Source organism: Sinorhizobium sp. RAC02, from assembly GCF_001713395.1.
Taxonomy (GTDB): Bacteria; Pseudomonadota; Alphaproteobacteria; order Rhizobiales; family Rhizobiaceae; genus Shinella.
The window spans coordinates 3,272,154-3,291,283 of the sequence record NZ_CP016450.1 but is presented as its reverse complement, the minus strand read 5'-3'; the positions used below and the strand labels follow the sequence as shown (position 1 = coordinate 3,291,283).

General features: G+C 62.0%; 15 protein-coding genes. 5 read left to right on the top strand and 10 right to left on the bottom strand.

The genetic code is table 11. The features are described 5' to 3' along the window. Positions 1-74 precede the first annotated feature (74 nt). From BSY16_RS15865 to htpX, 3 genes are all read right to left on the bottom strand, one after another. Positions 75-1,757, bottom strand: a complete 1,683-nt coding sequence (locus BSY16_RS15865) for a heparinase II/III family protein (RefSeq protein ID WP_069060559.1) — start codon at positions 1,755-1,757, stop codon at positions 75-77. Between the two features lie 111 nt (positions 1,758-1,868). After that, positions 1,869-3,275, bottom strand: coding sequence for an RsmB/NOP family class I SAM-dependent RNA methyltransferase (locus BSY16_RS15860; protein WP_069060558.1), 1,407 nt, complete (start codon positions 3,273-3,275; stop codon positions 1,869-1,871). Next, a complete protein-coding gene (gene htpX, locus BSY16_RS15855) occupies positions 3,272-4,237 on the bottom strand; it encodes a zinc metalloprotease HtpX (RefSeq protein ID WP_069060557.1) in 966 nt (321 codons plus the stop codon). Before htpX ends, BSY16_RS15860 begins: the two co-directional genes overlap by 4 nt. Positions 4,238-4,395: 158 nt before the next feature. Here htpX and BSY16_RS15850 point away from each other — a divergent pair, with 158 nt between their 5' ends. Further along, positions 4,396-4,593, top strand: coding sequence for a DUF1674 domain-containing protein (locus BSY16_RS15850; RefSeq protein ID WP_069061575.1), 198 nt, complete (start codon positions 4,396-4,398; stop codon positions 4,591-4,593). A gap of 192 nt (positions 4,594-4,785) precedes the next feature. Here BSY16_RS15850 and acs read toward each other — a convergent pair whose 3' ends face one another. Next, complete coding sequence (gene acs / locus BSY16_RS15845; RefSeq protein ID WP_069060556.1) at positions 4,786-6,741, bottom strand: acetate--CoA ligase; 1,956 nt, start codon at positions 6,739-6,741, stop codon at positions 4,786-4,788. 231 nt (positions 6,742-6,972) lie between these two features. Between acs and BSY16_RS15840 the strand changes: the two genes are divergently transcribed. Then, positions 6,973-7,674: a DUF1013 domain-containing protein gene (locus tag BSY16_RS15840; RefSeq protein ID WP_069060555.1), complete on the top strand. Its 702-nt coding sequence runs from the start codon at positions 6,973-6,975 to the stop codon at positions 7,672-7,674. Positions 7,675-7,749: 75 nt separating this feature from the next. Here BSY16_RS15840 and BSY16_RS15835 read toward each other — a convergent pair whose 3' ends face one another. Then, positions 7,750-9,648, bottom strand: a complete 1,899-nt coding sequence (locus BSY16_RS15835) for a propionyl-CoA synthetase (RefSeq protein ID WP_069060554.1) — start codon at positions 9,646-9,648, stop codon at positions 7,750-7,752. 136 nt (positions 9,649-9,784) lie between these two features. Continuing rightward, positions 9,785-10,444: a YggS family pyridoxal phosphate-dependent enzyme gene (locus BSY16_RS15830; RefSeq protein WP_069060553.1), complete on the bottom strand. Its 660-nt coding sequence runs from the start codon at positions 10,442-10,444 to the stop codon at positions 9,785-9,787. A gap of 197 nt (positions 10,445-10,641) precedes the next feature. On the opposite strand from BSY16_RS15830, the gene leuS reads away from it, so the two are divergent. From leuS to holA, 3 genes are read left to right on the top strand one after another with little or no spacing between them, the layout of a single operon-like run. Beyond that, positions 10,642-13,272 carry a leucine--tRNA ligase gene (leuS, locus tag BSY16_RS15825; RefSeq protein WP_069060552.1) on the top strand — a complete coding sequence of 877 codons (2,631 nt, stop codon included), beginning with the start codon at positions 10,642-10,644 and terminating at the stop codon, positions 13,270-13,272. Beyond that, entirely contained in the window at positions 13,259-13,783 is a 525-nt protein-coding gene (lptE, locus tag BSY16_RS15820; protein WP_069060551.1) for an LPS assembly lipoprotein LptE, read from the top strand. Before leuS ends, lptE begins: the two co-directional genes overlap by 14 nt. Before the next feature lie 7 nt (positions 13,784-13,790). Next, entirely contained in the window at positions 13,791-14,825 is a 1,035-nt protein-coding gene (gene holA, locus BSY16_RS15815) for a DNA polymerase III subunit delta (RefSeq protein WP_069060550.1), read from the top strand. 53 nt (positions 14,826-14,878) lie between these two features. Here holA and BSY16_RS15810 read toward each other — a convergent pair whose 3' ends face one another. From BSY16_RS15810 to mnmG, 4 genes are read right to left on the bottom strand one after another with little or no spacing between them, the layout of a single operon-like run. Continuing rightward, entirely contained in the window at positions 14,879-15,769 is an 891-nt protein-coding gene (locus BSY16_RS15810; protein ID WP_069060549.1) for a ParB/RepB/Spo0J family partition protein, read from the bottom strand. A 23-nt stretch (positions 15,770-15,792) separates the two neighbouring features. Further along, complete coding sequence (locus tag BSY16_RS15805) at positions 15,793-16,587, bottom strand: ParA family protein (RefSeq protein ID WP_069061574.1); 795 nt, start codon at positions 16,585-16,587, stop codon at positions 15,793-15,795. Between the two features lie 13 nt (positions 16,588-16,600). Beyond that, entirely contained in the window at positions 16,601-17,233 is a 633-nt protein-coding gene (rsmG, locus tag BSY16_RS15800; protein WP_069060548.1) for a 16S rRNA (guanine(527)-N(7))-methyltransferase RsmG, read from the bottom strand. Next, positions 17,230-19,119 carry a tRNA uridine-5-carboxymethylaminomethyl(34) synthesis enzyme MnmG gene (gene mnmG, locus BSY16_RS15795; protein ID WP_069060547.1) on the bottom strand — a complete coding sequence of 630 codons (1,890 nt, stop codon included), beginning with the start codon at positions 19,117-19,119 and terminating at the stop codon, positions 17,230-17,232. The genes rsmG and mnmG overlap by 4 nt, the downstream gene beginning before the upstream one ends. Between the last annotated feature and the right edge of the window lie 11 nt (positions 19,120-19,130).

Genomic DNA, 19,130 nt, shown 5'->3' with positions numbered 1-19,130 from the left:
GCGGGAGGGGGCCGGATGGTCATGCGCCCCGTTATCACAGCCGTCGCCCGGAGAAAACGGCAAACGCCCGCAATTCAGCGCTGTCGCACCAGCGACCACTGAACTTCAGGCACCGTATTGAGCGGCATGGTCAGCGTCAGCTGGCGCGACGTCCTGACGCCGGAGGGATCGGCAAAGAAGACGTCCTCTTCCTCCTCAACTGGCACATCGACGCAGGTCAGCGCCCAGGCCTCGCCATCCGGCGCGACCAGCCGGGTCTCGTTCGAGGATGCGCGATAGAGCTGGATGGTCGGGTGGATATGAAAACGCACCACCGCCTGGCCCTTTTCGATGGTGCCGTTCGGGTCGTTCGGCTTGAAGAAACGCTCCCGGCCGCGAATTTCGCTGCCGGTGGCTGCAACGAGGATATCACGCTCGTAGAGAAGGCCGAAGCGCTTCAGGTAACCGTCATGGCTGGCCGTCACGCCATCGGCACCGGATTCGCGCTCGGTGCGGGCGACATCGACTTTCTTGACGCCGCCGATGATGATCGGCCCGAGGAACCGCGAGCCGGAAATGCGCGACGATGAGGTATCGTTCAAGGTGGCGACCGAATGGGCCGCCGTCGTGCGCGACAGCTGGCGCAAGGCCTCTCCGGCAAATCGCGGCCGGCCGGAATTGACGATAAAACGGTTTTTGCCGGACGACATCTCGATGGAAAGCGTTCCCGCAGACGCCGTCGCGGAAAGATCGACGGCTTTCAGCAGGCCGGTGTCCATCAGGACGACCGTCTCCTTCACCGCGAGGCGATCGTAGTTGATGGACGGCAGCGCCTTGAACGGCGCGCCGCCCGTCTCATCGTAGCGCAGGGCCGACATCAATTCGTTCGCCAGCGTGTAGGTGGCGCCATTGAACAGCGCGAGTTCACCCCCCTGGTGGCGGAAGAAACGCAGCGCCGGATAGATGCGATCGATGCAGGGAATGAGCTGCGCCGGCATGTCATGGCCGAGATTGACATAGGTCTGGCGCAGCGGCAGCAAATCGAGCAGCAGATCGAGGGCTGCCCGCGGATTGCGCGAGCAATGGCCACCATCGGCAAGGATTTGCCGGTCGAGTTCCTCGTCGAGATGACGCGCGGCCTTGCGCATCCGCGCGGCGGTGGCCGGCATGGCGATGGAGGCCATGGCAAGGGCTATGCGCACCCTGAGCCGCGGCTCACCATCCCGCGTCGTATCGGCGACGTGGCGCAGATAACGGACCTGGAAGGCGAGGCTCTTCAGGAAGCGGCGATAGAACGGATAGTCGGCATCCTTCAGCACGACCGGCGAATGGGAAAGCCAGGCGATGATGCGTTGCGCGGCGACGTCCGGCCGCCAGGCGAGGCCGCCGATGACGCGGCCATGGCTTTGCAGCCAGTCGTCGACGATGAAGCGAGAGGTCTGTGCTGCCTTTTCCGGATCGACGAGGCGCATATGGCGCAGCCAGCCAAACGAATGCAGGCGGACGGCGAACTCTTCCGAGGGAAGCTCCAGCGCGAAGGGCGAATCACCCTCACACTCCAGAACACGACCCGCCAGGGGGAACCGGCCGGCAGCTATTTCTTCGCCGGCAAAAGAATCGGCAGGATGCAGGTCGGTGGGTGCGACGACCAGGCGATCCGGCGTACCGCCGGAAAACCGCATGGCGCTGATTCGGCCCAGGGCAAGCCGTCGCGAGAACCGGCGCCAACCCTCACGCAAATACAGATAGAGAAGCCGCTGCCGGTCGGAAAGCTGCATGGTTAACGAATGCCTCCTTCCTATAGGTAGGCTGATGCGGCAAGCCGCGTCAATTCATCGGAGCTGATGGACTGTTGATGACGCAGCCGGTGCGGGGTGAGGTGCTGTCGTTTAGCCGCCGTTTCGCAGCCGCACGGCATAAAATCCGTCCAAACCGCCGGCATGTGTCTCGGTTGCCGGCAACATGGCGGGTGTCGTGCGGAATTCGCCGCGCGGCGAGATCGCCGATTCCAGGCCGGGCCAATCGGCAGGATCGACTGGGTCGATTCGCCAGGACGGATTATCGGCGAGGACGCGGGCGACCGTCTCTTCCCCTTCGTTCGGATCGAGCGAGCAATTGGAGAAGACGAGCGTGCCGCCGGGCTTTACCAGCGTCAGAGCGTGGCGCAGCAGGCGCTCCTGCAGGCGGGCAAGTTTTTCGATGTCTTCCGGACCCTTGGTCCAGAGCACGTCGGGATGGCGACGGATCGTGCCGGTGGACGAGCAGGGCGCATCGAGCAGGACGGCGTCAAAAAGCGCGTCAGGACGGTAATCCGCCATGTTCGCCTCGACAGCCGTCACCGGAAGCGCCAGACGTTCGAGATTGCCGATGAGCCGCTTCAGGCGGTTGGCCGACTGATCGAGCGCCGTGACCTCGGCACCGGCATGCGCCAGCTGCGCGGTTTTTCCGCCGGGCGCAGCGCAGAGATCGGCAACGCGCTTGCCGGCAAGATCACCAAACAGCTTTGCCGGAATGCTGGCGGCGGCGTCCTGCACCCACCATTCGCCCGCATCAAACCCTTCCAATGCCGGAATGGCGCCGGAGGCGGCCGGCAGGCGCACGGAACCGGTCGGCAGGACGAGACCACCCAGCCGAGCAGCCCAGCCTTCCGGGTCGGATTTGACGGTGAGGTCGATAGCCGACGGTTCGAGAAGCGCTTCGGCAATCCGTCCCGTGTGCTCACGCCCGTAGATGTCGATAAGCCGTTGGTAGAACCAGTCCGGAACGACGGGAATCGAACGGGTCGCCGCCAGATGCGAGGCCTTTTCGCGCGACAGGCGACGCAGCACCGCATTGGTGAGGCTGGCAAAGCGGCGGTTGCGCGGGTCGATCTGCGCCTGCTCGACCGCAAGGTCGACAGCGGAATGATCCGGAACGTCGAGATAGAGGATCTGTGCTGCGGCGACCGTCAGGGCGTGCTGCAAGGCGCGCGCGCCCACCGGCAGCGGCGTGCCGACCAGCGTGTCCAGAATGGTGTCGATGCGGGGAAGATGGCGCAGCGCCGTGTTGATGATGGCGCGTACCAGTGCACGGTCGGCGTCGTTGAGCTGCCGATAGGCCGGATTGCCGTTCTCGGCGTCCAGCATGCCGTCGAGCGGCGTCCGGCGGTCGATGACGGCGGCAAGGATCTTGGCGGCCGCCTGCCGGGCACGCAAGCCCGGCTTTTCCGAATGGCTCTCGTGCGCCTCCACGGGGGCTCGCCCCTTACCGCCGCGATGCCGATTGGGATGTGCTCTGTGTTTTCTGTCGTCGCTCAAGACCAGGGACCCTTGGGTGGTTCGGAACCACCGCGTCCCCAGCCCGTCGTCGGGACGGAGCGCGATTTGCGTGAGGGATTATCAGCCCGGACCGGCTCCGTCGAGCGCGCTTGCATGCCACGGGCCATTTCCTCAAGGGCCGCGATGCGGTTCTCGGTGTTCGGATGGGTCGAAAACAGGTTGTCCATACGCTCGCCCGAGAGCGGATTGATGATGAACATATGCGCTGTGGCCGGGTTGCGCTCGGCATCGTTATTGGGAACGCGGCCCGCCGCGACGGCGATCTTGCCGAGTGCCGACGAGAGCCACAACGGATTGCCGCAGATTTCCGCGCCGCGCTTGTCGGCCGAATATTCGCGCGTCCGGCTGATCGCCATCTGCACCAGCATTGCGGCAAAGGGGGCGACGATCATCGCGATCAGCACGCCGATGAAGCCGAGCGGGTTGCTGTTTTCGCGGTTGCCACTACCGCCGAAGAACATGGCGAAGTTGGCAAGCATCGAAATCGCACCGGCAATCGTCGCCGTCAGCGTCATGGTCAGCGTGTCGCGGTTCTGAATATGGGCAAGCTCGTGCGCCATCACGCCCGCCACCTCTTCATAGGAGAGCGCCTGGAGAAGACCGGTCGAGGCGGCAACCGCAGCATTTTGCGGATTGCGGCCGGTTGCAAAGGCGTTCGGCTGGTCGCTGTTGATGACATAGACCCGCGGCATGGGCAGGCCGGCGCGTTTTGCGAGGTCGCGTACGATGCCGAAATATTCCGGCGCTGACCGCTCATCGACCTCCTTGGCGCCGTACATGGACAGAACCATGCGGTCGGAATTCCAGTAAGAAAAGAAATTCATGGCGATGGCGATGAGCAGCGCGATCATCATGCCGCCCTTGCCGCCGATGAGCAGGCCCACGCCCATGAAAAGCGCCGTCATGAAGGCGAGAAGCATGGCTGTGCGAACGATGTTCATAGGTTTTCGGCTCCTGTCGGGTCTCGTTGCCCGCGTGCATTCCCCTGTTGTCAAGGGAGTGTTTCACGTGAATCAGCGCTTTCCACAACGCCGTCACGCTCCTATATGATGGTAAGCGAACAGGAATTCTTCAATATCCGGGAAGGATGCCGATTTTCATGCAGAACGACAACGACAATCATTCAGACGGCCGCAAGGTGCTTTCTCCCGCCGCATTGCGCGCCCTCCAGGAAGCTCAGGAACGGCGCAAAGCCGCGCAGCCGGTTGAACCGGCGCCCGAGGTCGGCGGCCGCGGCGGTGCGGACCCGGCCCGTTTCGGCGATTGGGAAGTCAACGGCCGGGCGATCGATTTCTGAGGGTAGGAATCCGGCTCAGGAATGACCCGGGCTATCGCCGCGGTCCGTTACCTCTCCTTCGTCATGGTCGGGTCGAGCCCGAGGATGACGGAAGAGGGGAGGAGAGGAGAGGAGAGGATATTCCCTCAAGCAATTCTCCAAAAGAAAACGGCGGCCTGGGCCGCCGTTTCGCATTTATCCCAGCCTCTTCAATCAGCCAGCGGCCTTGTTTTGCCGATTGGCGATCAGGTCATCCACGACGGCCGGATCGGCAAGCGTCGAAGTATCGCCGAGCGCACCAAAATCATCCTCGGCGATCTTGCGCAGAATCCGGCGCATGATCTTGCCGGAACGGGTTTTCGGCAGGCCGGGAGCGAACTGGATCTTGTCCGGGCTCGCGATCGGGCCGATCTCCTTGCGCACATGCTTCACTAGGTCCTGGCGCAGCGCATCATTCCCCTCCTCGCCGGCCATCAGCGAGACGTAGCAATAGATGCCCTGACCCTTGAGGCCGTGCGGATAACCGACGACGGCGGCTTCCGAAACCAGATGGTGCGAGACCAGCGCCGATTCGATTTCCGCCGTGCCGAGGCGGTGGCCGGAAATGTTGAGCACGTCGTCGACGCGGCCGGTGATCCAGTAATAGCCGTCCTCGTCGCGCCGGCAGCCGTCACCGGTAAAGTACTTACCCTTGTAGGTCGAAAAATAGGTTTCGACGAAGCGCTTGTGATCGCCGTAGACCGTGCGCATCTGGCCGGGCCAGCTGTCGGTGATGCAGAGATTGCCGTCAGCGACCCCTTCCAGCACATTGCCTTCATTGTCGACGAGCTGCGGCTTGATGCCGAAGAACGGCCGTGTTGCCGAACCCGGCTTGAGGTCCGTCGCGCCCGGCAACGGGGTGATGAGAATGCCACCGGTCTCCGTCTGCCACCAGGTATCGACGATCGGCGCGCGGCCCTCGCCGACGACGTTGTAGTACCATTCCCAGGCTTCCGGGTTGATCGGCTCGCCGACCGAACCGAGCAGGCGCAGCGACGAACGCGACGAGCGCTTCACATAGGCGTCGCCTGCACCCATCAGCGCGCGGATCGCCGTCGGCGCGGTGTAGAAGATGTTGACCTTGTGCTTGTCGACCACCTCCCAGAAGCGGCCGGCATCCGGGAAGTTCGGCACGCCTTCGAACATCAGCGTGGTCGCGCGGTTCGCCAGCGGGCCGTAGACGATGTAGGAATGGCCGGTCACCCAGCCGACATCGGCCGTGCACCAGTAGATATCGCCATCCTGGTAGTCGAAGACGTATTTGTGCGTCATCGAGGCATAGACGAGGTAGCCGGCAGTGGTGTGCAGCACGCCCTTCGGCTTGCCGGTCGAACCGGACGTGTAGAGGATGAAGAGGGGATCTTCCGCCTTCATCTTTGCCGGCGGACAATCGCGCGGCACGGTCAGCACTTCCTGGTGGTGCCAGATATCGCGGCCCGGCGCCCAGCCGATCTTGCCGCCGGTGCGGCGCACGACCAGAACCTTGTTGACGATGACATGGTTCTTCGCCGCGATGTCGATCGCCGTATCGGTGTTTTCCTTGAGCGGGATCGGCTTGCCGCCGCGCACGCCCTCGTCGCAGGTGATGACGAAGGTCGATTCGCAGTCGACGATACGGCCGGCCAACGCATCCGGCGAGAAGCCGCCGAAGACGATCGAGTGAATGGCGCCGATGCGCGCGCAGGCGAGCATGGCATAGGCCGCTTCCGGGATCATCGGCATGTAGATGGTGACGCGGTCACCCTTCTTGACGCCGTGCTTCTTCATCACGTTCGCCATGCGGCAGACGTGCTCGTAAAGCTCGTTATAGGTGATCTTCTTGTCGATATAGGGGTTGTCGCCTTCCCAGATGATGGCGACCTGGTCGCCATGCGTCTTCAGGTGGCGGTCAATGCAATTGTAGGAGACGTTGGTGATGCCGTCCTCGAACCACTTGATCGGGACCTTGCCGGTGAACGACGTGTTCTTGACCTTGGTATAGGGCTTGAACCAGTCGATCCGCATGCCGTGTTTGTCCCAGAAACGCTCCGGGTTCTCGACGCTCTCGCGATACCATTTCTGATAGGTTTCGTTGTCGATCAGCGCTCGGCTTTTCGCGGATTTCAGGACCGGATAGGTCTTTGCGGACATGGATTCCTCCTCACTGCGCATAGGCGGGATGCCGCATCTCCTCGGGCTCCCCGCAACTCCTGCGCCATACATAACAGGTCAAATCCGTCGGGCAATTAGACAAAGGTCATTTGTCGCTTGAAGAATTGCATTTCTGCGACAGTGAGGTTATAGAGGGCCGAATTCCCGGAACATAGTGGTTACTACCCACGGCCCGCGACACCGGCGCGGACGCACAAGAGGACTATATCCATGGCTCAACAGCTGCTTATGCCAAAGGCAACGGCCGTCTGGCTTGTTGACAACACGGCGCTGTCGTTCGACCAGATCGCCACGTTCTGCAAACTGCACCCGCTCGAAGTGAAAGCGATCGCCGACGGCGAATCGGCCCAGGGCATCAAGGGCCTTGATCCGATCTCGACCGGCCAGCTTTCCCGCGACGAAATCGCCCGTGCGGAAGGCAACCCGAACCACAAGCTCAAGCTTTCCGAACCGAAGGTTCGCGTGCCCGAATCCAAGCGCAAGGGCCCGCGCTACACGCCGGTCTCCAAGCGTCAGGACCGCCCGAACGCCATTCTCTGGCTGGTGCGCAACCACGCGGAACTGAAGGATGCGCAGATTTCGCGTCTCGTCGGCACGACCAAGTCGACGATCGAGCAGATCCGCGAACGCACTCACTGGAACTCGACCAACCTGACGCCGATGGATCCGGTGACGCTTGGCCTGTGCTCGCAGATCGACCTCGACCTCGAAGTCGAACGCGCCTCGAAGGGCCGTCCGCTGCCGACCGCCGCCGAACTGGGTGCGACGCTCGAATCTGCGCAGGAAACGGAAAAGCTGCCCTACGGCACCGACCGCGAGGAAGAGAAGGAAATCGACGCCGATGCCGTCTTTGCCAAGCTCAAGTCGCTGAAGTCGGCAACGCCTGACGAGGATGAAGACGAGCGCTTCTAAGCACCGTCGAACACCACATCAAAAAGCCCGGCCGTTTCCACGACCGGGCTTTTTCTTTGCCTGTATGCAAGGCAGCTAGCCGATTCGTCGTGCCGACAGCGCCCCGGCGATCTCATCGAGAACAGCAGGATCGTCGATCGTCGCTGGCATCTTCCATTCTTCCCGGTCGGCGATCTTCTGCATGGTGCCGCGCAGGATCTTGCCCGAACGCGTTTTCGGCAGGCGCTTCACGCAGAGCACTGTCTTGAAGGCCGCAACGGGGCCGATACGCTCGCGCACCAGTGCCACGACCTCCTGCTCCACAAGCGATGATTCACGTGAAACACCGCTCTTCAGAACGAGGAAACCAGCAGGCACCTGTCCCTTCACCGCATCGGCAACGCCGATGACGGCGCATTCGGCAACGTCCGGATGGCTGGCGCAAACCTCTTCCATCGCGCCCGTCGACAGCCGATGGCCGGCGACATTAATGATATCGTCGGTGCGCGCCATGACGAAGACATACCCGTCTTCATCGAGGTAGCCCGCATCTGCTGTCTTGTAATAGCCAGGGAACTCCGCAAGGCAGGTCGTGTGAAACCGTTCGTCGGCGTTCCAGAAGGTCGGCAGGCAGCCCGGGGGCAGGGGAAGTTTTATCGCGATGTTGCCGAGCGTGCCTGCCGGCACCTCATGGCCGGCATCGTCCAGTACGTGCAATTCGTAACCGGGCATCGGCACGGTCGGCGATCCGTGTTTCACGGGCAGCGGATCGAGGCCAAGCGGGTTGCCGACAATCGCCCAGCCAGTCTCCGTCTGCCACCAGTGATCGATGACCGGCACGCCCAGCACACTTTCCGCCCAGCGGATCGTTTCCGGATCGGCGCGCTCGCCGGCGAGGAACAGCGCGCGCAGGCTGGAGAGATCGTGCCGTTTCACGAACACACCCTCCGGATCCTCCTTGCGGATCGCACGGAAAGCGGTCGGCGCCGTAAACAGCACGGAGACCTTGTACTCCTCGACGACGCGCCAGAAGGCGCCGGCATCCGGCGTGCCGACCGGCTTGCCCTCGTAGAGCACCGTCGTGCTGCCGTTCAGCAGCGGCCCATAGACGATATAGGAATGGCCGACGACCCAGCCGATATCCGACGCCGCCCAATAGACCTCGCCGGGCGCCACCCCGTAGAGCGCGCCCATCGACCAGGCGAGCGCCACCATATGCCCACCATTGTCGCGGATAACGCCCTTCGGCTGGCCGGTCGTGCCCGACGTGTAGAGAATATAGAGCGGATCGGTCGCGGCAAGCGATGCGCAGGCAACCGTGCGCCCCGCGGCAGCCTCCAGTGCCGCGCCGAGATCGACATCCCGACTGGACGTGAGGTCTGCCGCGAGTTCAGCGCGCTGCAGCACGAGGCAATGCTCCGGCTTGTGCTTCGCAAGTTCGATCGCCGAATCGAGCAGCGGCTTGTAAGCGATGATGCGATTGGGCTCGACGCCGCAACTCGCCGAAACGACCAGCTTCGCCGCGGAATCGTCGATACGCGCCGCGAGTTCACTTGCTGCAAAACCGCCGAACACCACCGAATGGATCGCCCCGATGCGGGCGCAGGCGAGCATGGCGAAGATCGCTTCCGGGATCATCGGCATATAGAGGATGACGCGGTCGCCCTTCGCGACACCATGATCGACAAGCACCGCCGCCATGGCGTTCACCTGCACCAGCAGGTCGGCATAGCTGTAGCGCGCCTTGCGGCCGGTCACCGGGCTGTCGTAAATCAGCGCGACCTGATCGCCGCGACCGGCCTCCACATGCCGGTCGACGCAGTTGTGACAGGTATTGCTGAACGCGTCGGGAAACCAGCGCCCATAGACGCCCTGGTCGGCATCGAAAATCTTCACCGGCTCCGTGAACCAGTCGATCGCCCGCGCGGCCTCGGCCCAGTAAGCCTCGTGGTCATCCTTCCAGGCCCGATAGGTCTCGGCATAATTTTTGTGCATCGCTTCCTCCCGCCGACCATAAAGCGGCCAGCTCCTCCAATCGGGAGAATAGGAGAGGGAGGGCTTTTCGCAAAGCCAGACGAAAGCCCTAAGCGACAAAACCGACGCTTGCGCTTCATCAAATCGAACAGGCGGTTTAGCGCGTGCCGAAAATCGCCGAGCCGACGCGCACGCTGGTTGCGCCGAAGCCGATGGCAGTTTCATAATCACCGGACATACCCATCGACAGCCTGTCGAGACCGCAGCGTGCCGCGAGCTTGGCGAGCAGTGCGAAATGCGGACCGGGATTTTCGTCCGCCGGCGGAATGCACATCAGCCCCTCGATGACCAAGCCAAGCTCTTCACGGCAGAGGGCAACGAAAGCGACCGTGTCGTCCGGTGCGATGCCGGCCTTCTGTGGCTCGAGCCCGGTATTGACCTGGACATAGAGCCTGAGCGCGCGCCCCTGCCGTGCCATTTCCGCAGCAAGTGCGCGGGCGATCTTCTCCCGGTCCACCGTCTCGATGACGTCGAACAGCGCCACCGCCTCGGCGGCCTTGTTAGATTGCAGCGGACCGATCAGGTGAAGCTCGATGCCATCAGTCTCCTCGCGAAGGCCGGGCCACTTGCCCTGCGCTTCCTGCACGCGGTTCTCGCCGAACACACGCTGTCCAAGCGCAATCGCCGGGCGAATCGCTTCCGCATCGAAGGTCTTCGAGACCGCGACGAGCGTGACCGCTTCAGGCCGCCGATCGGCTTCCATGGCTGCCTTGCGCATGCGGTTGCGAACGTCTTCGAGACGGTCCTGAAGGTCCATGATCACTCTCCATCAGCATCAGGCTCCGGACCTAGCGAAAACGGCGCCACTTGCCAAGCACGAGACGCTGCGACAAGCCCGCGCGAGGCCCACAAAACTTGACGCTTCGGCGGTTTCATGATGAAGGTCTCGCCACTATATTCGCATGGGCGAACCGCCCTCCAAGACTCCCAAAAGACTTCCGGAACATCAAAGACATGGCCACCGAACGTTACAATCCGCGCGATGCCGAACCCCGCTGGCAGGCAAAATGGAACGAAGAAAACGTCTTTCTGACCCAGAACGACGATCCGCGCGAAAAGTACTACGTGCTAGAGATGTTCCCCTATCCGTCCGGCCGCATCCACATGGGCCATGTGCGCAACTATGCGATGGGCGACGTGGTTGCCCGCTACAAGCGTGCGCGCGGCTTCAACGTGCTGCACCCGATGGGCTGGGACGCCTTCGGCATGCCCGCCGAAAACGCCGCCATGCAGAACAAGGTGCACCCGAAAAGCTGGACCTACGAAAACATCGCGACGATGCGTGCGCAGCTGAAGTCGATGGGCCTGTCGCTCGACTGGTCGCGCGAATTCGCCACCTGTGACGTCGAATACTACCAGCGCCAGCAGCACCTGTTCCTCGACTTCCTGGAAAAGGGCCTCGTCTACCGCAAGCAGTCCAAGGTAAACTGGGACCCGGTCGACCACACCGTTCTCGCCAATGAGCAGGTCATCGACGGCCGCGGCTGGCGGTCGGGCGCGCTCGTCGAGCAGCGCGAGCTGACGCAGTGGTTCTTCCGCATCACCGATTTCAGCCAGGACCTGCTCGATTCGCTGGAAACGCTCGACCAGTGGCCGGAAAAGGTCCGGCTCATGCAGAAGAACTGGATCGGCCGCTCCGAAGGCATGCTGGTGCGCTGGGAAGTGTCCAGCGGCGCTGGCCTGACGACCGAAAAGGACGTCACCGTCTATACGACGCGTCCCGACACGCTGTTCGGCGCCTCCTTCCTGGCGATTTCCGCCGATCATCCGCTGGCTCGGGAAGTCTCCGCCACCAATCCCGAGATCATGGCGTTCTGCGAGGAATGCCGCCGCGCCGGCACTTCGCTTGCCGCCCTCGAAACCGCCGAGAAGAAGGGCATGGACACGGGCATCCGCGTTCGCCATCCCTTCGATGCCAGCGTGGAACTGCCGGTCTATGTCGCGAACTTCGTGTTGATGGACTACGGCACGGGCGCCATTTTCGGCTGCCCCTCCGGTGACCAGCGCGACCTCGATTTCGCGCGAAAATATGACCTGCCGGTCGTGCCCGTCGTCATGCCGAAGGATGGCGACGCCGCCACCTTCGCGATCGGCGATGAAGCCTATGTCGGCGACGGCGTAATGATCAATTCCCGCTTCCTCGACGGCCTCGGCACGGAAGAAGCATTCGAAGAGGTCGCCAAGCGCCTGAGCGCGGCCACGCTCGGCAATGCGCCGCAGGGCGAGCGCAAGGTGAATTTCCGCCTGCGCGACTGGGGCATTTCGCGCCAGCGCTATTGGGGCTGCCCGATCCCGGTCATCCATTGCGATGATTGCGGTGTCGTGCCCGTACCGAAGGCCGACCTGCCGGTAAAGCTGCCGGACGATGTCACCTTCGACAAGCCCGGCAATCCGCTCGACCGCCATCCGACCTGGCGCCATGTCGCCTGCCCGCACTGCGGCAAGGATGCCCGTCGCGAGACGGACACGATGGATACATTCGTCGACTCGTCCTGGTACTACGCCCGCTTCACGGCACCTTGGGAAAACAACCCGACCGATCCCGCCGCCGCCAATGCCTGGCTGCCGGTCGACCAGTATATCGGCGGCATCGAGCACGCGATCCTGCACCTGCTCTATTCGCGTTTCTTCACCCGCGCCATGCAAGTGGCCGGCCATCTCGACATCAAGGAGCCCTTCAAGGGCCTCTTCACGCAGGGCATGGTCGTGCACGAAACCTATAGCCGCGGCGAAGGCGCCAAGCGCGAATGGGTGACGCCGGCCGAAATCCGCATCGAGGAAGCGGACGGCAAGCGCAAGGCCGTGCATCTCGAATCCGGCGAAGAAATTGCCATCGGCTCGATCGAGAAGATGTCGAAGTCGAAGAAGAACGTCGTCGATCCGGACGATATCATTGCCTCCTATGGCGCCGATACCGCCCGCTTCTTCGTGCTTTCCGATTCTCCGCCGGACCGTGATGTCATCTGGTCGGAAGCCGGCGTCGAGGGCGCAAATCGTTTCGTCCAGCGCGTCTGGCGTCTCGTCTCCGAAGCCGCACCGGTGCTGAAGACCGTCGAAAGCCACGCCGGCGCCGAGGGCGAGGCACTCGCTGTCTCGCAGGCCGCGCACAAGACGCTGAAGTCCGTCCAGGCGGATTACGACAAGCTCGCCTTCAACAAGGCGGTCGCGCGCATCTACGAATTCGTCAACACGATCGCCGCACCGCTGGCAACGGCAGCCGCCGGCAAGGCCTCGCCGGAACTCACTTCCGCCCTCCGGGAAGCCGTCGGCATCCTGATCCGCATCGTCGCGCCGATGACCCCGCATCTGGCGGAAGAGTGCTGGCGTGAAATCGGCGGCGAAGGCCTGGTGGCAATGACGGCCTGGCCGTCCTATGACGATCGTCTTGTCATCGAAAACGAAATCACGCTGCCCGTGCAGATCAACGGCAAGAAGCGCGCGGATTTGACAATCGCCCGCGATGCGGACCAGAGTGCGGTCGAAGCGGCCGTGCTGGCCCTCGAGGCCGTCCAGGTAGCACTTGCCGGTAAGCACCCCAAGAAGATCATCGTCGTACCGCAGAGGATCGTGAATGTTGTTGTCTGACGGAACCGGCCTCTCGCGGCTCGGCAAGGCGCTCGCCGGCATCGCGCTTCTCGGCGTGCTCGCCGGGTGCCAGGTGCGCCCGCTTTATTCCACGGCCGCTGGCACGGAAGGCAAGCTTGCCTCCGTCTCCATTTCGGAGGCCGACGACCGCGTGGAACAGCAGGTTCGCAACGACCTGATCTTCCTCTTTGCCGGCGGTGCAGGCGAACCGCAGAATGCCCTCTATCACCTCGATCTCAACGTCTCCGTGCGCAATATCGGCGTGCTGATCGATGTGGCAGACGATGTTCCACGTGCCGGTCGTATCGTCGTGTCGGCGGACTACAACCTCGTGAAGTCCGACTCCGGCGAAACGATTACATCCGGCAAACGTTCGGCCGTCGCGCTGGTCGATTTCCCGATCCAGGAATTCGCCAAGCTGCGCGCCGTTCGCGATGCGGAAAACCGCGGCGCCCGTGAACTGGCGGAACTGGTCCGAGCCGATATCGCGTCGGCTCTCGGCCGTCGCTGAGCCGGCTATGGCCGAGATCAAATCGCACGAATTTGACGGTTTCCTGAAACGGAAGCCTTTGCCTGCACGCCTGCTGCTCATCTACGGACCTGACCGCGGCCTCGTTTCCGAACGAGCCTCGGCACTTGCCGCGGCCAGCGGTGTCGATCTCAAAGACGCGTTCTCCGTCGTGAAACTCGACGCCGGTGAAATCGGCAACCACCCAGGGCGTCTCATAGACGAGATGAACGCCATCGGTCTTTTCGGCGGTGATCGTCTTGTCTGGATCCGCAACGCCGGCAACGAGAAGGGTGTTTCCGATGCCCTGGAAATCCTCTCGCGCGAGCCGGCAGGCTCCTCTACGCTGATCATAGAAGCCGGCGATCTCAAGAAGGGCGCAGCCCTGCGCAAGGCGGCAGAATCCGCCGCCCAGGTCGTCGCCGTCCCCTGTTACGCCGATGACGGCCGCGCCCTACAGGCGTTGATCGATCAGGAATTGACGGCCGAGAACCTGCGAATTTCTCCCGCCGCCCGGCAGCGTCTGACGGAAACCATCGGCGGCGACAGGCTGGCCTCTCGCAACGAGGTGCGCAAGCTGGCGCTCTACTGTCGCGGCAAGGCGCTTATCGAGGAGCAGGATGTCGAGGAAATTGTAGGCGATGCCAGTGCGATCTCGACGGACGACGCCATCGATGCCATTCTCAAGGGCGATCGTGACGGCTTCCTGCATGCCATCCAGAAGATCGTTTCGTCCAAAACGCCAGTCTTCCTCGTCCTGCAAGGATGCCTGCGACAGTTCCAGCTCATGGAATTGATGCGTGCAGAAATGGACGAAAAACGAGCGCCCGCCGCCCAAGCCATTGCGATCTTGGGCCGGCATCTTCATTTCCGCCGCAAACCGATCGTGGAAAATGCGCTGAAAACCTGGACAGGTCCGGCCATTCGGCGTGAAACACAGCGCCTGCAGGCGGCGATCCTGCAAAGCCGGCAGCGCGCCGCTCTGGAAGATACGATTGCCATGCAGACCATGCTGGCAACCGTGCTTCAGTCGGCCCGCCGCTGAATCCGGCTAAGGATTTGTGACCTTCGCGCGAAATAGCGAGCCTCTTGGAAGCGTCAGCGACGCTCTAGAAGCCGGCAGATTTCTTCGAGCTGTTCCAGTGTCTTGTAGGCGATCCGAAGCTGGCCGCCGCCGCCCTTGTGATTGACGGTGACATCGAGACCAAGGACATCCGAAAGCGTTCGCTCCAAGGCCAGCGTATCGGCATCCTTTTCCTCCTTGCGCGGTGTCTGCGCATGGCTCGGATCGCTCTGAGCTTTGATATCGTTCTGGGCGAGACGCTCCGTATCCCGTACGGACATACCTTTTGCCACGACTGCTTTCGCAAGGACAGTCGGATCCGAGGTCGGAATGAGCGCCCGCGCGTGCCCGGCGGATAGCGTGCCGGAAGCAAGCATATCGCGCACAGGCTCCGGCAACTTCAACAGGCGAAGACTGTTTGCCACGTGGCTGCGGCTCTTGCCGATGATTTCGCCGAGGTCGTTCTGCGTATAGCCATGATCGGCGATCAGCAGCTCATAGCCCATTGCTTCTTCCAGTGGGTTGAGATCCGAACGTTGGACGTTCTCGACGATTGCGATTTCCAGCGCCGTGCGGTCGTCCACGTCGCGGATGATAACCGGGATCTCGATCAGCCCTGCCAGCTGGGCCGCACGCCAGCGACGCTCGCCGGCGATAATTTCGTAGCGGCTTTCTGCAATCGTGCGCACGACAACAGGTTGGACTATACCATGCTGGCGAATAGAGGACGCTAGGTCCTGCAATTCGGATTCGTCAAAATAACGCCGCGGATTGCGCGGATTTCGACCGATAAACTCGATCGGCACAAGTCGATCGGGATTGACTGCCGGTCGATCACCGATGTCGGCGGCCGGTACCTGGTCCATCTCCCCGATCAGTGCCGCGAGGCCGCGGCCGAGGCGCCGCTTGGAGGTATCATCGTTCATCGGTTCTACTCACGGATACTGAATCAAGCAGCCTTCCGCTGCCTTTCTCGCTGGATCACCTCGGAAGCGAGCTGAAGATAGGCCTGGCTTCCGGCGCATTTGAGATCGTAAAGAATGGCCGGCTTACCGTAGGAAGGTGCTTCCGAAACGCGCACATTCCGCGGAATGAGCGTATGATAGACCTTCTCACCGAGATGCGTGCGCACATCGTTGACAACCTGCTGCGCCAGATTGTTGCGCGAATCGAACATGGTGAGAACGATGCCCTGGATATCCAGTCGCGGATTGACGGTGCGACGCACCTGGTCGACCGTTTCCAGAAGCTGGCTAAGGCCTTCCAGGGCAAAAAACTCGCATTGCAACGGCACGAGCACGGAATGGGCCGCCGCCATGGCATTCATCGTCAACAAATTGAAAGACGGCGGGCAATCGACCAGCACGTAAGAGTAAGACAAAGCGCCTTCAGATGCGAGCGCACGCTTCAAGCGGAAGACCCGGTCATTCTGCTGGGCAATTTCCATTTCGATGCCAAGCAGGTCCATTGTCGATGGAATGATCGACAGGTTGGGCACAGCGGTTGGTACAGCTGTCTCGGCCACGCCATGGCTGCCGATCAAAAGATCAAATGACGACAGTTCGCGATTGCGGCGGTCGATGCCCAGGCCGGTGCTGGCATTTCCCTGGGGATCCAAATCAACAATCAGGACCCGCTCGCCGATCGCTGCCAGCGCCGTCGCGAGATTGATCGCCGTCGTCGTCTTGCCAACGCCGCCCTTCTGGTTCGCAATCGTAATGATCCGGTTCTTTTCGCCTGCCATGGACATGCAATCCCTAAGGTTTTCGCGAAAGATGCGAGAGTTCGAGCACGACAGAATCCGGCTCGACAACACTGGCATGTTTTACCAGATCGAATCTCCACCGACCAAGCGCTTTATCGACCTCCCTTTGGTAATCCCGCCCTTTGTGCAGGAAAAGTCGCAAATCCGGATTCCGCTCCGCCCAAGGGAGGCCGAAATCCATGAGAAGATCAAGATCTGCCAGGGCTCGGGCAGAGATCGCATCGCACTGGGGAATAACGGACGGCGCTTCCTCGATGCGAATCGCATGGACCGAAGCGCGCGCGCCGGTTTCGCGAATTGCTGTTCGCAGAAAAGCCGCCTTCTTGTTGTTGCTCTCGACCAGATGAACCCAGCCATCGTCCCGCTCAGCGAGGAGAATGCCTGTCACGATGCCGGGGAAGCCACCCCCACTGCCGAGATCAACCCACGTCCGGGCTCCGGGATAGAGTGCATAGATCTGCGCGCTATCCACGACGTGCCGGGCCCAAACCTCGGAAAGAGTCGACGGCGCAACCAGATTGATGGCTTTCGCCCATTTCTGAAAAAGCACGACGAAGCCGTTCAGCCTCTCCACAGTTTCACGTGAAACATTCAGGCCATCCAAATCGCGAGGCATAGTCTTCATATAGAGGCAGCCTTTTGCACTGCGTCCGCCGGTAGACGCTTCAGATATGCGAGGAGAAGGGTCAGTGCCGCTGGTGTCATACCATCGACGCGCGACGCCTGGGAAAGGTTTGACGGGCGCGCCGCGGCAAGCTTCTGACGAAGCTCGATCGATAGGCCCGGCAGCGTGCTGAAATCAAAGTCGTCCGGAATTCGGCGTTCCTCTTCGCGGCGCGCCTCGGCAATGTCCGTCTCCTGCCTATTCATATAGACGGCGTAGGTGGCCTCGATTTCGATCGCATCCCGAACCCGCGGCACAAACTCTGCCAGGTCGTCCGGCCAGATTGCCGCCAGATCTCTAAAGTTGATGTCGGGATAGGCAAGCAGGTCATAAGCGCTTCGACGGACACCGTCGAAATTGATCTTGATGCCGTGTACTGCCGCCTCATTCGGCGATAGCCGCAGCGTCTGCAACCTGTCTCGCGCGGTCTGCATGTCGCCACACCATTGGGCAAAACGATCCCGGCGCGGTTTGGCGACGATGCCGAGGTCAATACCGAGTGGTGTCAGTCGGGCATCGGCGTTATCCGCCCGCAAGGACAGTCGGTATTCCGCACGGGAGGTGAACATCCGGTACGGTTCAGTGACGCCACGCGATGTCAGGTCATCGATCATCACGCCGATATAGCTGTCGGTCCGGCTGAAGACATGGCCATCGTGACCCGCTGCACGACGCGCGGCGTTGAGACCCGCAACCAGCCCTTGTGCAGCGGCCTCTTCGTAACCGGTCGTGCCGTTGATCTGCCCCGCGAGGAAGAGGCCCGGTTGGCGCCTGACTTCCAGGCTCGCCGACAGTTCCCGTGGATCGACGTGATCGTATTCGATCGCATAGCCGGGTTGCAGGATTGTCACCTCCTCCAAACCCGGAATCGTTCGGATGAACGCTTCCTGCACGTCGGCGGGCAGCGAAGTGGAAATGCCGTTGGGATAGACAGTGTGATCGTCGAGACCTTCTGGCTCCAGAAAGATCTGGTGCCCATCCCGCTCCCCGAACCGGACAATCTTGTCTTCGATCGAGGGGCAGTATCGCGGTCCCACACCCTCGATCTGCCCGGAATACATGGCGGACTTGCCGATGTTTTCTTCGATGATGCGGTGGGTCGCCGGTGTCGTGCGTGTCACGCCACATTCAATCTGCGGCGTCGTGATGCGATCCGTCATGAAGGAAAACGGCACCGGATCTTCATCGGCAGCCTGACGGCCGACGACATCCCACCGGATCGTCCGTCCATCCAGGCGCGCCGGCGTGCCGGTCTTCAACCGCCCCAAGGAGAGGCCAAGCTGTTCGAAGGTCGCGGAAAGCCCAATCGATGGGTCTTCACCAACGCGGCCAGCCGGAATCTTTTCGCTGCCGATATGAATAAGGCCGCGCAAAAACGTGCCCGTCGTGATGACCACAGCGCGGCATGCAAGCCGGCGTCCATCCTTCATGATCAGGGCTTCGAGCTGTCCATCAGAGAACGCCAGGTCGAAGGCGTCACCCTCAATGACGTCCAGGCCGGAAATACCAGAAATCTCGGCCTGCATTGCCTGAAGGTAGAGCTTCCTGTCAGCCTGCGTGCGCGGTCCACGCACCGCAGGCCCTTTTTTGCGATTCAGCAGTCGAAACTGAATACCGGCGTGATCCGCGACACGGCCCATCAGCCCGTCTAGGGCGTCGACTTCGCGAACGAGGTGACCTTTGCCGAGACCACCGATCGCAGGATTACAGGACATAGTGCCAATAGTCGTCGCTTTGTGCGTGACCAATGCCGTCTTGGCACCAAACCGTGCCGCCGCGGCCGCGGCCTCGACGCCAGCGTGGCCGCCACCGACGACGATGACATCATAGCTGTTTATACTTGTCATATCGCACCTAC

What these genes read in the sequence shown, in the direction of transcription:
- BSY16_RS15865 (WP_069060559.1), bottom strand. Translation starts at nt 1,757, where the DNA reads ATGCAGCTTTCCGACCGGCAGCGGCTTCTCTATCTGTATTTGCGTGAG.
- htpX (WP_069060557.1), bottom strand. Translation starts at nt 4,237, where the DNA reads ATGAACATCGTTCGCACAGCCATGCTTCTCGCCTTCATGACGGCGCTT.
- BSY16_RS15850 (WP_069061575.1), top strand. Translation starts at nt 4,396, where the DNA reads ATGCAGAACGACAACGACAATCATTCAGACGGCCGCAAGGTGCTTTCT.
- acs (WP_069060556.1), bottom strand. Translation starts at nt 6,741, where the DNA reads ATGTCCGCAAAGACCTATCCGGTCCTGAAATCCGCGAAAAGCCGAGCG.
- BSY16_RS15840 (WP_069060555.1), top strand. Translation starts at nt 6,973, where the DNA reads ATGGCTCAACAGCTGCTTATGCCAAAGGCAACGGCCGTCTGGCTTGTT.
- BSY16_RS15835 (WP_069060554.1), bottom strand. Translation starts at nt 9,648, where the DNA reads ATGCACAAAAATTATGCCGAGACCTATCGGGCCTGGAAGGATGACCAC.
- BSY16_RS15830 (WP_069060553.1), bottom strand. Translation starts at nt 10,444, where the DNA reads ATGGACCTTCAGGACCGTCTCGAAGACGTTCGCAACCGCATGCGCAAG.
- leuS (WP_069060552.1), top strand. Translation starts at nt 10,642, where the DNA reads ATGGCCACCGAACGTTACAATCCGCGCGATGCCGAACCCCGCTGGCAG.
- lptE (WP_069060551.1), top strand. Translation starts at nt 13,259, where the DNA reads ATGTTGTTGTCTGACGGAACCGGCCTCTCGCGGCTCGGCAAGGCGCTC.
- holA (WP_069060550.1), top strand. Translation starts at nt 13,791, where the DNA reads ATGGCCGAGATCAAATCGCACGAATTTGACGGTTTCCTGAAACGGAAG.
- BSY16_RS15810 (WP_069060549.1), bottom strand. Translation starts at nt 15,769, where the DNA reads ATGAACGATGATACCTCCAAGCGGCGCCTCGGCCGCGGCCTCGCGGCA.
- BSY16_RS15805 (WP_069061574.1), bottom strand. Translation starts at nt 16,587, where the DNA reads ATGGCAGGCGAAAAGAACCGGATCATTACGATTGCGAACCAGAAGGGC.
- rsmG (WP_069060548.1), bottom strand. Translation starts at nt 17,233, where the DNA reads ATGAAGACTATGCCTCGCGATTTGGATGGCCTGAATGTTTCACGTGAA.
- mnmG (WP_069060547.1), bottom strand. Translation starts at nt 19,119, where the DNA reads ATGACAAGTATAAACAGCTATGATGTCATCGTCGTCGGTGGCGGCCAC.